We start from the raw sequence: 14,548 nt of genomic DNA on the forward strand, positions 1-14,548 counted from the left end.
TGAATTACGCAACAAAGCCTTAGTGCGTTGTAAAACTCGCTGTTATCCAGAATACCGACCAGTTGATTGTCTTCCACCAGCAAAATCGGGTGGTTACTGATCTGCTTGAGCTTAATCGCATCACGCATGCCAATTTCCGGACTTGCCACGACCACACTCGACGCGCTGATCGCGGTTAGGTCGTCAGACTCGCTCCACTCGACAAGCGCCAAAGCAGATTCACCTTTCACAGATAAAGCACCTTCATTCTGTTCAATCCAGAGATCTTTAGAATCGCAGATCTTCCAGCTTTCATTCTCTTGCGTCAGTGAATCAAGAGGCTGCATCAAAGAACGACCTTTAAGCACATTCAATGGATTGGTGTGTGCAACGAAGTCTTTTACGTATTCTGTTTTTGGCGTCAATACGATCTCTTCAGGCTTACCGTGTTGAATCAGCTTTCCTGACTCCATGATCGCGATGTTGTTACCAATCTTCAGTGCTTCATCTAGGTCGTGACTCACGAACAGAATCGTCTTGTTGAGTTTGTTTTGCAGCGTGATCAGTTCATCTTGCAGCTGAGCACGAATCAGTGGATCAAGCGCCGAAAACGGTTCATCCATCAACAGAATGTCGGTGTCCATTGCAAACGCACGCGCCAAACCAACACGTTGCTGCATACCGCCAGAAAGCTCATGCGGATACTTGGTTTCCCACTCTGCCAAACCCACCATTTCAAGTTGTTCACGCGCTTTAGCACGACGAACATCTTTGGCTACGCCTTGCATTTCTAGACCAAACGCCACGTTATCTAACACGTTTAACCAAGGCATTAGGGCAAATTTTTGGAACACCATAGAAACGCGGTGAGTACGAAGATGACGCAAGGTCGCTTCGTCGCACTGTTCACCTAAATCAACCTGCTTGTCTCCATCTTTGATCGCCAATGAGCCACGGCTGATCTCATTCAGGCCGTTAACTGCGCGAAGCAAAGATGATTTACCAGAACCAGACAACCCCATCAGCACACAAATCTCGCCTTCTTCAACGGTCAGCGACACATTATCTACGCCAACCACTTGGCCAGTCTCATCAATGATCTCTTGGCGAGTTTTACCTTGGTCGAGTAGCTCAAGCGCTTGTTTCGATTTATTACCAAACACAACATCGAGATTCTTAATGGTAATCGCGTCCATTGTCTTTTTTCCCTGAGAGTTAGACATGATTAAGCTTCCTTCTGGTTTGGTGTTTTGCACAAGCGGTCAAGGATGATTGCGACTAATACAATCGCTAATCCAGCTTCAAAACCTTGTGAGATGTTCACTGTGTTCAATGCACGAACAACAGGTTTACCAAGTCCGTCAGCACCGACAAGAGCGGCGATAACCACCATCGAAAGCGACAACATAATACATTGGGTTACACCCGCCATGATGCTTGGTAGAGCCGCCGGTAATTCGACCTTCATCAGCAATTTCATGCGGCCGGCACCAAACGCTTTACCCGCTTCAATCAACTCTTCAGGCACTTTAGTGACGCCTAAGTAGGTTAAACGAATCGGTGCAGCTATCGCGAAAATAATGGTAGAGATTAAGCCAGGAACAATACCCAAGCCGAATAGAACCAGAGTTGGAATCAGATAAACGAAAGTTGGGACTGTCTGCATCAAATCAAGAATTGGACGCAAAACTGTATAGAGCCAAGGACGGTGAGCAGCCATGATGCCAACCGGTACGCCAATTAATACGGAAATCGTTGTCGCCGCAAAGACGAGAACAAAGGTTTCCAGCATTTCTTGCCAATAGCCGAGGTTAAGAATAGTCAGCAGTGCTGCGACCACAAAGATCACCAGCGAAGGTTTACGGTGTAAGTACCATGCAATAGCAGCAGTCATCACGATTGGCAGAGCAGGCGGCATCCACTTAAATACATCGACTAAAAACATAATGACGGTTTCTAGAAAAATCGAAATAGCGTCAAAGAATCCTGCTGCATTGATTGTTAGCCAATCAACACCCGCTTCCATCCATTGTCCGACAGGGATTTTGTTTTCCGTAATAAAATTCACAATATTGCCTTTTATTATGGGTGGGCTACTTCAAACCAATCGATAAATTGGCAAGCCCACCTTTATTATTTATGTAGCTGTTGAGATAGGTAGAACTAAGCTTTAACTTGCTTTAAGTATTCAGTGACGGCTTGAGTCGCTGATTCACCTTTATGCGTTTTTACGTTGTCTAACCAAGCTTCAACTTGTTGAGGGTTGTTGTTCAACCATTGTTGAGCTGCTTTTTCTGGCTTCACTTTTTGGTTAAGAATCTCTTCCATCAACTGGTTTTCCATCTCTAGAGTGAATTCTAGGTTTTGTAGAAGTTGACCGACGTTTGCACACTCAGACAGGTAGTTTGAACGAACGTTAGTGTAAACATTCGCGCCACCGTAGTTAGGGCCAAAGAAGTCGTCACCACCTGATAGGTATTCCATCTCAACATTGCTGTTCATTGGGTGCGGCGCCCAACCTAGATAAACGATCCACTGGCTACGACGAGCAGCGCGAGATACTTGCGACACCATGCCCGCTTCGCTTGATTCCACTAGGCTGAAATCTTTCAAGCCAAACGCGTCTGAATCAATCATTGATTGTATTAGGCGGTTACCGTCGTTACCCGGCTCGATGCCATAGATGCGGTCTTTAAATTTGTCGGCATGTTTTGCTAGGTCGGCGAAGCTTTTTACACCTGAGTCGTACACGTATTTTGGTACGGCTAGCGTGTATTTTGCGCCTTCAAGGTTGGCACGAACGGTTTCAACCGTGCCCTCTTCACGGTACTTAGCAATATCGCCTTCCATGGTTGGCATCCAGTTGCCTAGGAATACGTCAATATCGCCGTTCGCCATTGAAGAGTATGTCACCGGTACTGAAAGTAGGTCGGTTTTGGTTTTGTAACCAAGGCCTTTTAATAGTTCAGAAGTAACGGCGGTTGTTGCGGTAATGTCAGTCCAGCCTACATCAGCGAAGCGGACGTTTTCACATTGCTGTGGTTCAATAGAAGCGTTAGCACCAAATGCAAATGAACTGATGGCTAATGTTGCTAATACCTTTTTTGTAGCGGTTTGTTTATGTTGAGTCGTCATAATGATTCCTTTTTATCTTTCCTTTTTCTGCCCTAACTCATACTAATCAGGGCAGTTTTGCTGACTTTTGACTAATTTTGGTTGTTACTTTTTATTATTTTTATCTCAATAACAGAGGCTTACGCTTCTCTTACTGGTTTATTGATTCTTTGCTTCTCTTGCCATTCAGGTGCAATCCACACTGGAACGTCCTGCTCTTTGAGCATTGGTTTACCCAAAATCAAATCGGAAGCACGCTCAGCCACCATGATGGTCGGGGCGTTCAAGTTTCCGTTCGGAATAACAGGGAAAACAGATGAGTCAACAACGCGCAGATTATCAATACCGCGAACGCGACACTCTTCATCAAGCACTGCCATTGGATCATCATCAGCGCCCATTTTGCAGCCACATGAAGGGTGATACGCACTTTCCACGTTCTGCTTAACCCATTCGTCGATTGCTTCATCAGAAGTCACACTTAGACCCGGCTGAATCTCTTCGCCTCGGTAAACATCCATCGCAGGTTGAGACAAAATCTCACGCGTTAGACGAATACAATCGCGCCAATCTTGGCGGTCTTGCTCAGTCGAGATGTAGTTGAAAATGATCTCTGGCTTGGCATGCGGATCAGCAGAAGTGATCGCAACCGTACCGCGACTTTCTGGCTTATTAGGCCCAACGTGTACTTGGAAACCGTGACCATCAAAGGCCGCTTGTCCGTCGTAACGCATCGCTGCTGGCAGGAAGTGATATTGAATGTTTGGCCACTTCAATCCTTTACGAGAGCGAATGAACGCACACGATTCAAAGTGGTTAGTAGCACCCAGACCTTTGCGAGTCAGAATCCATTCCGCGCCAATCATGCCTTTGCTCACCAAGCCAAGCTTGCTGTTGAGTGTGATCGGTTCGTTGCAGTGATATTGGAAGTACACTTCTAGGTGATCTTGAAGGTTTTCACCGACACCGCTTAGTTCGTGTTTAACTTCAACGCCGGCCTTTTCAAGCACGGCTTTCGGGCCGATACCAGAAAGCTGCAGCAGTTGAACCGAGCCAATAGCACCCGCAGAAGAGATCACTTCTTTGTTCGCCACAGCCACCTGGGTATTGCCTGACTTTTCAAACTCGACACCAACCGCTTTCAAGCCCGATTGACCATTTGAGTCTTGTCCTTCAAGTAGGAAACGACGCGCCACGATACCTTTCTTCAAGGTCAGGTTTGAACGCTTCAATGCTCGACGTAAATAAGCGTTAGAGGTTGAGGCTCTAACACCCTTGTCTACCGTCATATGCATAGTGCCGAAGCCTTCTTGCTGGTAGCCGTTGTAATCGTTGGTTTCTGGGTAACCAGCGTCTTTACCTGCATCGATGAATGCTTGGTAAAGCGGGTTAAGCTCCATATCGTTACCATTACAAGTGCCGACAGGGCCATTGTCACCACGGTATTCATCACCGCCTTTGTTCCATGATTCAGCGCGGCGGAAGTAAGGCAAGCATGCTTGATAGTTCCAACCCGCTGCACCCTCTTCTTCCCATTGGTCAAAATCACACGCGTGGCCACGAACATAAACCATGCCGTTGATCGATGAGCTGCCGCCTAACACTTTGCCACGTGGGCAGTGCAGTTCACGTCCATCAAGGCCCGGTTCTTTCTCTGTTTCAAATTGCCAAGCGTACTTTTCAGTATTCATTGGGTAAGAAAGCGCGGTTGGCATCTGGATAAAAATGCTCTTATCCGTACCACCAGCTTCCAGTAATAAAACGCTATGTTCACCGCTTTCCGTTAGCCTATCCGCTAACACACAGCCGGCCGAACCCGCGCCGACGATAATATAATCGTAGCGTTGTTCCATGTTTTGATTTCCCTGAGATGAGTCAGTAGGGCTAGCTCTGTTAAGCTAACCCATAAAATTGAGTGTTACGCGTTAGGCATAAGGGCTGGCGTAGTCGCCAAGTTCAATAAGAATGCTCTTAGTCTGCGTATAGTGAAGTAGGGTTTCTGGTCCATTTTCACGGCCAATACCCGAAAGCTTGTAACCACCAACCGGCATTTCTGCAGGTGAGTCACCCCACGTATTAACCCAACAAATACCAGCCTGCATTTGATGGATCACGCGGTGAGCACGAGAAAGGTTTTGCGTGAACACGCCAGCCGCTAGGCCATATTTGGTGTCGTTAGCGCGGCGAATCACATCGTCTTCGTCCGTAAACTTCAACACTGACATCACAGGGCCGAAGATCTCTTGCTGAACGTGAGGCATGTCGTCATGGCAATCTGTGAATACCGTAGGAATAACAAAGTTGCCGTTTGCTAAGCCGTTATCTGTCACTTGATAGCCACCCGTCAGCAAGGTTGCACCCGACTGCTTAGCTAGCTCAATGGCTTCAAGGACTTTTGAAAGGTGTTCTTTAGAAATCAACGCGCCGATCTGAGTCTCCATGTCCATTGGATCACCAATGATCAGCTTCTCAGTGCGTGTTTTAAGTTGATCGATGAATGCGTTGTAGATGTTTTCGTGTACATAAACACGGGTACCGTTAGTACACACTTCGCCTTGGGTGTAGAAGTTAGCCACCATCGAAGCTGAAACTGCATCATCCAATTTCGCATCATCAAACACGATCATTGGTGACTTTCCGCCAAGTTCCATAGTGACTGATTTCAGCGTCTTAGCGCTGTCTGCCATTACCGCTTTACCGGTACCAGTTTCGCCCGTGAACGACACTTTCGCGATGTCTGGGTGCGCCGTTAGCATCTGACCAACACGGTAATCGCCCTGAACCACGTTAAACACGCCATCAGGAAGACCAGCTTCAGTAAAGATCTCTGCAAGCTTTAGAGCTGTGAGCGGCGTTTCTTCTGAAGGTTTGAAAATCATCGCGTTACCCGCGGCCAATGCCGGAGCTGATTTCCACATCGCGATTTGAATGGGGTAGTTCCACGCACCAATGCCCGCACAAATGCCTAGCGGTTCGCGGCGAGTGTAGAAAAATTGAGATTCACTCAGCGGTTGTTGGTCGCCTTGTAGCGTTGGTGCCAAGCCAGCAAAGTATTCAATAACATCAGCGCCAGACGCCACATCTACTTCAATCGCTTCTTGCAGCGGCTTGCCCGTATCAACAACCTCAAGGTTTGCAAGGTCATTATTTCGAGCTCTAAGTATTTCCACTGCCTTCAAAAGAATACGGCTGCGTTCCACAGCGGTCATTGCTGACCATACCGCAAACCCGCGCTTCGCAGATTCAATAGCACTGTCGACATCCGCTGAAGATGCTTGGCCTAACGTCGCGATAGGTTCACCGTTTGCAGGGTTAATGCTATCAAAGGTTTCACCAGAGGTTGCTTTAACCGCTGCGCCATCGATGTATAGCGAGTTCATTTCCATTTGAGATTCTGACTTAATTATTGTTATTAGACTCTACTGGTCTATATGTGAGTATTGGGTGCGAATAGTGGTCGTTCTAGCTCTTGCTCTAGACCTAGCTCTAGGTTTAGGTCTAGCGCTGCCACTGCGATCTATTGGCTGTGACACGAGTAGAACGTAAGTTGTTTATCTAGATAATCATTGATGATGGCACGCGCCTTTTGAGCATCGATACCATCTGGGTTTAATGTGCCTCTCAGCCACAAACCATCAATCAGAGACGCAATCCCGTGAGCAACGAGATCCGCTTGTTCATGATTCAAAATACCTTTCAACTCAAGACGTAAGTGTGAAATCAAACGTTTTTCATTCACACCTTGCAGTCTTTTCAGCTGCTCGTCATGCATTGAATATGACCAAAATGCCAACCACGCCTTCGCGACCTTATTTTCTGCTTGGTAACCTTCGAAGTTACCATCGATGATCGCGTTGATTCTCTGTTGGTGAGCATCAACAGGAAGTGCTTTTAGTGACGTGGTGATGGTATTAGAAAGTTGGCGAAGGATTTCACGCATGGTCTCTTCGAGCAGCCTATGCTTCCCGCCAAAATAGTGATTAATAATGCCAGTGGAGACTCCCGCTTCTTTGCTGATCAACGCAATACTCGCGGCATGCAAACCCACTCGATCAATCACCGTCATGGTGGCTTGAACAAGCTGTGGTTTACGTATATCAGGCATCCCAACCTTCGGCATTTCTTAGTCCTTTTAGTTTATATTGAACGTTCAGTTAAATATAAAATGACAGAAATTTAGTTAGGGTTCAAATGATTATTTAAAACAAACTCGCAACAATACAGCACTCAAATCAACAAAAACCATTATAAAACAATAAATTAAATATCATTTAGAGCACTAACGAAAACAATTAAAGATTTGAGGTGTGATAGTTATTGGTCAAATGTTTTTGTTTAGAAAGTTCAAGAATCAATCAGTGAGAGTCCTTGTAGAAACTTTTTGGGGAGGGAGTGGAAAGGAAGTATCAAGGAATTTTCATACTGAAATTTAAGACAAGGAAATCCACAATCAACACAGGTAACGAATCAAAAAATGAACAAAAAAGGTTGGTGACAACAACGTCATCACCAACCTTATCAAGTCGTTTCTTATGTTATTACGAGCCTAAGCTACTCAATGCGAGTGATGAAGTCGTATTTATCTGACTCAGCCTTAGTCACCCAGTGTTCACCAGAAGCCGGAGCAGAATCTAACGTAAAGATATAGAAGTCGATTCCTTTGTCTCCCATTACCTTTTTAAAGTAGGTCGCTTGCTTGCGATGGCTTTCGTTCGTGTATGGGAAGTCTTTGGCTGTTTTATCATCCTCAGCCCAACTGTGCACACCAACCTGCTTATTAAGCTCAATGGCTTTAGTGGTATCTGCTCGTTGCAAAACTCGTGGGTTACCCGCAGCGAAAAGATCCGTGCCGCCAGAGAACACCGACCCCGTAGGCGTTACGATCGTCGTCATGTTGTTACTGTGGATCATGCGACCGGTGTACATATTGATATCATCGTCGGCACTTCCACCAATATGGTTGGTAAACTTCAACGTCATCTCACTGCCTTGATACAATTTCACGATATCAAAAAGCTGAGAATAGGTTGATGCGCCTAGAGTGGAAGTAATGCGATCAACAGCGCCAGTCTCGTTGAGCACATCACGGTAAAAAGCGTTGAAAGCAAACGAGGTGGTTATCGTTACCTTGTTCCCACTTTTATTGTTACTCAGAATGGTAGACCCAAGGCTAGTCACGTATTGAACCAGTTCATTGTGATACTCAAGCTCGACGGGCTTATGAGTATTCGTCGTCGTGTTAATTAACGTGGTGTCATTGCCGATTGAGCGTTGAGCCGCACCACAATCAAACACGTCCAAACCCTTGCTCTCTGTGTAGATACCGCAGCTATCAAATCCTGCATCAGGGAGGTACAGATCCACACTCTGACCTAAACTATCCGCAAGCCTAACCACTTTTTGCTTATCACTAATATCTTCCGCAAACAGAACGATTTCATACTGCACACCGTTGTAATCAAGTTTTATGGATTCTTGGACCTCTTGTCGCTCTTTATACAACTCACCCAGTTTCGCTGATGAAAATACGTAATCCGCTTGAGGTTTTGCTTGCACTTTGGTGGCAGCTTTACCTGAGTTAGAGCTTGAATTACAGCCCGCTAACAGAATCAAAGGTAACGCCAGTAATGCATTTCTATAGTCGTTCATACCGTTATTCCCAAAATGTTTGATGAGAAAATTCTATTGTTTAGCGCTGAATTTATCTGTCGTGGAAATGTATGAGAATGTCGAGCCTATTTGAACGATGTTTTTTATTTTCCTATAAATGCCAATTCATCATTGAACTAACTTATAAAGTGTTTAATCATTCGCTTTAGGTATTTGGCGAAGCATCTGAACTTATATGCAATAGCGTATAATCGTAATGGTTCATCACGACGAAGACTCGCTCACCTAATCTCAATAAGTGAAACGCACGACAAGGCTGATAATGGAATGACAAAACCTAAAATGATCATCGTGGAAGACGATTTGAAACTTCAGAAAATGTTGCAGGACTACTTCGTCGCGCAAGATTTTGATGTCACGGTGTTGGACGATGGCAGTGATGCCGCACACACCATCCTCACGGAGCAACCTGACATCGTACTGCTGGATTTGATGCTTCCTGTAACTGATGGACTTACAATCTGCCGACAGACGCGTACGCACTATAAAGGTAAAATCTTGATGCTCACTGCTAGCGATGACGACTTTGACCACGTCGCTGGTTTAGAGACAGGGGCTGATGACTATGTCACCAAGCCAATCAAACCAAGAGTTCTGCTGGCCAGAGTTCGTTCGCTATTACGCCGCCAAGACACCAATACCGCTTCAGTCGATGACTCAGACACCCTTCAGTTCGATCAACTCGTTCTGAAAAACACTTATAAGAAGTGTGAACTTTCAGGTGCGGTTTTATCACTCACTGACAGCGAGTTTGACCTACTTTGGTTATTGGCAAGCAACCCAGACACGCCGTTATCTCGTGACTACTTGACGCAAACATTGCGCGGGATTGAGTACGACGGAATAGACCGGACGATTGACAACAAGGTTGTACGTCTAAGAAAGATTTTGGGCGACGACCACACACCAGCAGAGAAAATTCAGACCATTCGCGGGAAGGGTTACTTATTTGTTTCGACCGCCTGGCGTTAACCTCGCTCAATACGAGCGTAATAAAAGAGAGCGATTATGCGACGTATCTTTTTGGAGTCCTTAATAGGGCTGTTAGTTTGCTTTATGGCCGGCCTTGTCGCCTACGAGATTAGCGTCTATCAGCTCAATACCGACTACGAATACGTACTGGAAGATTACGAAGCGGCTGCCCACCAGCAATTGATCGAGAACATCGCTAAAAATCAAGGCCTTGAAGCGGCTCATCAAGCGATAAACCAGTTTGTAGAAACCACACGAAATAAATTGGTTACATTCAGCCCAGACGATGAAATACCCAGCCCCGTTTCAGAGTTCTTCAGCACGAATCCGAATACCTTTGTTTTTCACGATGATGAACGGGACCTATGGTTTCGCTTAGCAAGCAGTGACAATACCTATCACTACCTCCCCAACAGTGAAGCGTTCGTTAGGCAAAAAATAGAGTTGGAGGATGACCTCATTTGGTTGTTCTTTTTAGCGAGCTTTATCTTATATGGGTTATGTCATCTATTTATTATCTTCCGCCGAGTTAAAAAGCTTGAGGCTGCCACTCTGCGTTTTGCGGAGGGCGATCTCTCGACACGAGCCGAGACTTCAAGTGGTATTGCGATTGGTTCACTGAACAAATCCTTCAACCTAATGGCCGACCGAATTCATCGCTTGGTAGAAAGTAATCGCTCACTCACTAATGCTGTCGCTCATGAACTGCGCACGCCAATATTCCGTATTCAGTGGCAAGCTGAAATGTTGAAAGACACCCAGCTAAACGCAGAGCAAGAAAGCACGATTGAGAGTATTGTCGAAGACACGGAAGAGATGGAAAAGATGGTCGATGAACTATTGTATTACGCCAAACTCGATAGCACTGACCTAGAAAACTTAAAAAAGCCATTAGAGATTCGAGACTTTCTCGACCACGCAATGACGCGTTGGAGTAAAGACACTCAACTCAACATCGACCTTTCATTACCTGAGCAATCTAGCTCGATAATGGCAGACGAAACGCTACTCAACCGAGCACTAGATAACCTCGTTCGTAACGCAATGAAATTCGCACGTTCGCAAGTGTCGATTGAAGCAAGCGTGCATCAAGATAAGCTACAGATCGCGGTACATGATGATGGTGATGGCGTGGCACAAGAACATCAAGCTCGCCTGTTCGAACCCTTTTACGTTGGCGACAAAGCGCGTAACAAGGCCAAGAGCGGCCATGGGTTAGGGTTATCTATCGTCGAGAAGATCTGTGCTCAACATAACGCAACTGTGGAAGTGGGTCAGAGCCAAGCCTTAAAGGGTGCAGTATTCACCATAACCATTCAGCTATGTAATGATTCAGCTGACAAACCCATACAGTAACGACAAAACACCTCTGGAATAATGTTCAACATCGGTCGGGAGATGCTGTCTCCCATGAACTTATTAAATCTAGATAATCATGCCACTGCCTTTGTGCCTTGCCATCTAGGTTCCAATCATTCTTAAGGTATTTTAATGAAAAAGTTATTAGTTGTTTTAGGCATTGTTTCTCTAGCGGGTTGTTCTGGTATCAGCCACAACGAAGAAGTGTACACAGCGCACGCAGAGAGCTTTAACATTGTCGGTTTCCAAGTGCCAGGTAACACTCAAGACCGCGCAATGGAATTAGTACCTGAAGGTGCAACGGTTGATACGATTCGCTCAACAAACTCTGATACGAGCTCTGTTCTGGGTATCATCAACCGTATTATCGGTATCGACTACGTACAAGTTGGCGGTAAAAAGCAGTAATTCGCTATAGTGACGTTAGCCACGTACCATAATTAAGTGTCGCAGTTGCCTACCTATATTCAGTAGCCTGCACAAACTAAGTTAATCTAAGCCAGTGACCCGTCGCTGGCTTTTTTCATCCAGCAGATTTTGTGCTCTGTGCCAAACAAGTGCCCGATTCCCCTTCCCTCTTTTAACTAACAATTCGAAAAATAAGCCGAAAAGTCTTCGATTTCTTATCAAAATTGCCCCTAAATTCGCTAAATGGCCTTCTGTTTAAAGTGACACTTTCAAATCGTTGATCCTTCTATCAACCCAGAATCCGTTAATTGAGGCACAGATCAATTTACTCGAAAATCTTAATTTCCAAGAGAAATAAACACTTAATAAAAATGTCACGATTTTATAAATAAACATATAGGTGCGTTCAAAAATAAACAGAAATGATAACTATCTGTAAATACGAGAAATATAAGTTTCATGAATAAAAGAGATCATTGCCATGCTACTAATTAATCAGATCGAATGATGTAAATTCGCTGTGATTAATTTGTTACGTTTTCTTGGATTTTACATGGAAAGAGAAAACAACAATGAAAATAAGAAAACGTTTAGTTGCCGTTGCTATAGCCAGTGCTATGTCTTTGTCAGTGCATGCAAGTGAATCCGTTCAAATCGATCAACCGATCAACTTTACTAGCTTCTCTGGGTTAAACGCTCAGTTAGGAGTCAGTAACGCCTCTAGCTTCAAGATGGTGAAAGAAGTAAACCTGAAAAAGCGTGGTATCTATAAAGTTAAGATCCAGCAGAACATCTGGGGAACACCGGTATGGGGACATTACCTAAATGCCACCCAAAGTGTCCAAGGTGGCGCACTTAAGTCCGTTCAAGGTCGCTACCTTAAAACAACGACCTTAGAGCGATCTTTTGTTAAGCCATCAATCAACAGCGCTCAAGCGGTTGAACTCGCAAGTAAAGATCTAAAGACTCAAGGCTTAACCAGCAAATCTCTAGACAACGTTCAACATCAGCTATTTATCTATCAAGGCTCTGTGAAGCAAGGCATCGGACAGCAAAGCGTAGATAAAACACGACTAGTGTACGTTGTCTCTTACCTAGTAGAAGGCAGTGAACAGCCGACTCGACCGTTCACCATGCTAGACGCGCACACAGGCAAAGTCATCGACCGCTGGGAAGGTATTGCCCATGCTCAGATCGGTACTGGCCCTGGCGGCAACGAAAAAACCGGCATGTACGAATACGGCACCGACTACCACTACCTTGATGTTCAAGAAGTGGGCACAGAGTGTGTAATGGAGTCTGAAAATGTCGTTACCGTTGACCTTAATGGCGCGACCGACGGCGACACCACTTACAGCTATGAATGTCCTCGTAACGAATATAAAGCAGTGAACGGCGCATTCTCACCACTCAACGATGCCCATTACTTTGGCAACATCGTGTTCGATATGTATAAAAACTGGTTCGACACAGCGCCACTCTCCTTCAAGCTAATGATGCGTGTTCACTACGGTGAAAACTACGAGAATGCATTTTGGGACGGCAGAGCCATGACGTTTGGTGATGGTGAAAGCTTCTTTTACCCGCTTGTTAGCCTAGATGTATCAGCCCATGAAGTGAGCCACGGTTTCACTGAGCAAAACTCAGGTTTGATATACGCAAACCAATCCGGCGGTATGAACGAAGCATTCTCGGACATGGCGGGTGAAGCGGCTGAATACTACATGAAAGGCACCAACGACTGGATGGTCGGACGCAATATCTTTAAAGGCGAAGGTGCACTGCGTTACATGGACGATCCATCACGCGATGGCTCTTCAATCAACAATGCATCCGAGTACTACGATGGCTTAAACGTGCACTACAGCTCTGGCGTGTTCAACAAGGCGTTCTACCATCTTGCAACCACACAAGGTTGGGATACCAAGAAAGCGTTCGAACTGTTCGTGTTAGCCAACCAGATCTACTGGTCTGAAAACAGCGACTTCTGGCAGGGTGCTTGTGGCGTGAAAAACTCAGCAACCGACCTTGGCTACAGTGCCGATGATGTTGTTTCTGCGTTTAACTTAGTGGGTGTGTCACCGTGTGGCGAACCACCACTGCCACCAGAACCGGAATATCAACGCCTTGAAAATGGTGTTGAAGCCGCAGTTGCTGGTGAAACAGGTTCGAAAACTTACTTTGATATCGAAGTACCATCAGGCCAAGAGAAACTGACGATTGATCTTGCTGTGTCTACGGGTGACCCAGATATTTATGTCGGCCTAGATTATGCGCCAAGCTCTCAGGAGAATATCTGTAAGAGCGAAACCGTGACCGATGAAGTGTGTGTGATTGAAAACCCAACCGCAGGTCGTTACACGGTTAACGTTCTAGGTTACTCAGATTACGCAGGTGCAAATCTGAAAGCGTCGTACGAATCAGGCAGCGCTAACGTGCCGCCCGTCTCTTCTTTCGAACACACGATTGTCGGTAAAGAAGTAGAGCTGCGTAGCACAAGTTCGGACAGCGATGGCCAGATCGTCTCTTACCAATGGAACCTAGGCGATGGCAACACGCAAACCGGTGAAGTGACTCGTTATACCTACGCTGAAGCTGGCGACTACGTGGTAACTCTAACCGTGACTGACGATGCAGGCGTTGCAACATCAACCAGAAAGTCGATCACGATTGAAGGTGACTCAGCAGAAGGCTTCCCGCTAAAACTGAAGTTTGGTAACAAAAACCCGAACGGCAAAGCTCGCGTTAAGCTGGCATGGGATTACGACACCAACGACTACTTCGTGATTAAGCGCAATGGCAAGAATGTTGGTGCAACAGACTTCAACTCATACGTCGACAAGTTCCGTCATAACGGAACAGTAGATGTGGAGTACCAAGTGTGTACCTCAAGCGATATCTGTTCAGAAACCAAGCATTACCGTTTCATTAAAACACAATAATCGATAGTAAATTCAGGGCTCCGAAAGGGGCCCTTTTCGCGGTTAACTGTTCAGAAAATGAAACATCTACACAAAAACATCCACGTATTACACAAAAATCACCC

Annotated in this window: 11 protein-coding genes; 4 read left to right on the plus strand and 7 right to left on the minus strand. The window is 45.6% G+C overall.

The window, feature by feature from the left end:
- The 7 genes from choV to AB4384_RS10735 all read right to left on the minus strand — a co-directional run.
- Positions 1 to 1,202: choline ABC transporter ATP-binding protein (gene choV, locus AB4384_RS10705; RefSeq protein ID WP_372129490.1), on the minus strand; the 1,202-nt coding region annotated here is incomplete at its 3' end.
- A gap of 2 nt (positions 1,203 to 1,204) precedes the next feature.
- Positions 1,205 to 2,047, minus strand: a complete 843-nt coding sequence (gene choW / locus AB4384_RS10710) for a choline ABC transporter permease subunit (RefSeq protein WP_372129492.1) — start codon at positions 2,045 to 2,047, stop codon at positions 1,205 to 1,207.
- Positions 2,048 to 2,142: 95 nt separating this feature from the next.
- Complete coding sequence (locus tag AB4384_RS10715) at positions 2,143 to 3,114, minus strand: choline ABC transporter substrate-binding protein (RefSeq protein WP_017070132.1); 972 nt, start codon at positions 3,112 to 3,114, stop codon at positions 2,143 to 2,145.
- A 119-nt stretch (positions 3,115 to 3,233) separates the two neighbouring features.
- The gene (gene betA, locus AB4384_RS10720; protein ID WP_372129493.1) at positions 3,234 to 4,946 is read right to left on the minus strand and encodes a choline dehydrogenase; all 1,713 of its coding nucleotides are present in this window, start codon (positions 4,944 to 4,946) and stop codon (positions 3,234 to 3,236) included.
- A gap of 72 nt (positions 4,947 to 5,018) precedes the next feature.
- Complete coding sequence (gene betB, locus AB4384_RS10725) at positions 5,019 to 6,479, minus strand: betaine-aldehyde dehydrogenase (protein WP_372129494.1); 1,461 nt, start codon at positions 6,477 to 6,479, stop codon at positions 5,019 to 5,021.
- Between the two features lie 131 nt (positions 6,480 to 6,610).
- Complete coding sequence (gene betI, locus AB4384_RS10730; protein WP_372129496.1) at positions 6,611 to 7,213, minus strand: transcriptional regulator BetI; 603 nt, start codon at positions 7,211 to 7,213, stop codon at positions 6,611 to 6,613.
- A 431-nt stretch (positions 7,214 to 7,644) separates the two neighbouring features.
- Positions 7,645 to 8,742, minus strand: a complete 1,098-nt coding sequence (locus AB4384_RS10735; RefSeq protein ID WP_372129497.1) for an alpha/beta hydrolase — start codon at positions 8,740 to 8,742, stop codon at positions 7,645 to 7,647.
- Between the two features lie 288 nt (positions 8,743 to 9,030).
- On the opposite strand from AB4384_RS10735, the gene AB4384_RS10740 reads away from it, so the two are divergent.
- The 4 genes from AB4384_RS10740 (at position 9,031) to AB4384_RS10755 (ending at position 14,444) form a co-directional block, all read left to right on the plus strand.
- On the plus strand, positions 9,031 to 9,735 hold the full coding sequence (locus AB4384_RS10740; protein WP_029235682.1) for a response regulator: 705 nt from the start codon (positions 9,031 to 9,033) through the stop codon (positions 9,733 to 9,735).
- A gap of 36 nt (positions 9,736 to 9,771) precedes the next feature.
- Entirely contained in the window at positions 9,772 to 11,091 is a 1,320-nt protein-coding gene (locus AB4384_RS10745; protein ID WP_372129499.1) for a sensor histidine kinase, read from the plus strand.
- Positions 11,092 to 11,226: 135 nt separating this feature from the next.
- On the plus strand, positions 11,227 to 11,502 hold the full coding sequence (locus AB4384_RS10750) for a hypothetical protein (protein ID WP_017065177.1): 276 nt from the start codon (positions 11,227 to 11,229) through the stop codon (positions 11,500 to 11,502).
- Positions 11,503 to 12,074: 572 nt separating this feature from the next.
- On the plus strand, positions 12,075 to 14,444 hold the full coding sequence (locus tag AB4384_RS10755; RefSeq protein ID WP_372129501.1) for a M4 family metallopeptidase: 2,370 nt from the start codon (positions 12,075 to 12,077) through the stop codon (positions 14,442 to 14,444).
- Positions 14,445 to 14,548: the final 104 nt, after the last annotated feature.

This window comes from Vibrio sp. 10N.261.51.A4 (assembly GCF_041471945.1).
Classification (GTDB): Bacteria; Pseudomonadota; Gammaproteobacteria; order Enterobacterales; family Vibrionaceae; genus Vibrio; species Vibrio crassostreae_C.

Coding starts and splice junctions, on each gene's coding strand:
- AB4384_RS10735 (WP_372129497.1), bottom strand. CDS start 8,742: ATGAACGACTATAGAAATGCATTACTGGCGTTACCTTTGATTCTGTTA.
- betB (WP_372129494.1), bottom strand. CDS start 6,479: ATGGAAATGAACTCGCTATACATCGATGGCGCAGCGGTTAAAGCAACC.
- betA (WP_372129493.1), bottom strand. CDS start 4,946: ATGGAACAACGCTACGATTATATTATCGTCGGCGCGGGTTCGGCCGGC.
- betI (WP_372129496.1), bottom strand. CDS start 7,213: ATGCCGAAGGTTGGGATGCCTGATATACGTAAACCACAGCTTGTTCAA.
- AB4384_RS10755 (WP_372129501.1), top strand. CDS start 12,075: ATGAAAATAAGAAAACGTTTAGTTGCCGTTGCTATAGCCAGTGCTATG.
- AB4384_RS10715 (WP_017070132.1), bottom strand. CDS start 3,114: ATGACGACTCAACATAAACAAACCGCTACAAAAAAGGTATTAGCAACA.
- AB4384_RS10740 (WP_029235682.1), top strand. CDS start 9,031: ATGACAAAACCTAAAATGATCATCGTGGAAGACGATTTGAAACTTCAG.
- AB4384_RS10750 (WP_017065177.1), top strand. CDS start 11,227: ATGAAAAAGTTATTAGTTGTTTTAGGCATTGTTTCTCTAGCGGGTTGT.
- AB4384_RS10745 (WP_372129499.1), top strand. CDS start 9,772: ATGCGACGTATCTTTTTGGAGTCCTTAATAGGGCTGTTAGTTTGCTTT.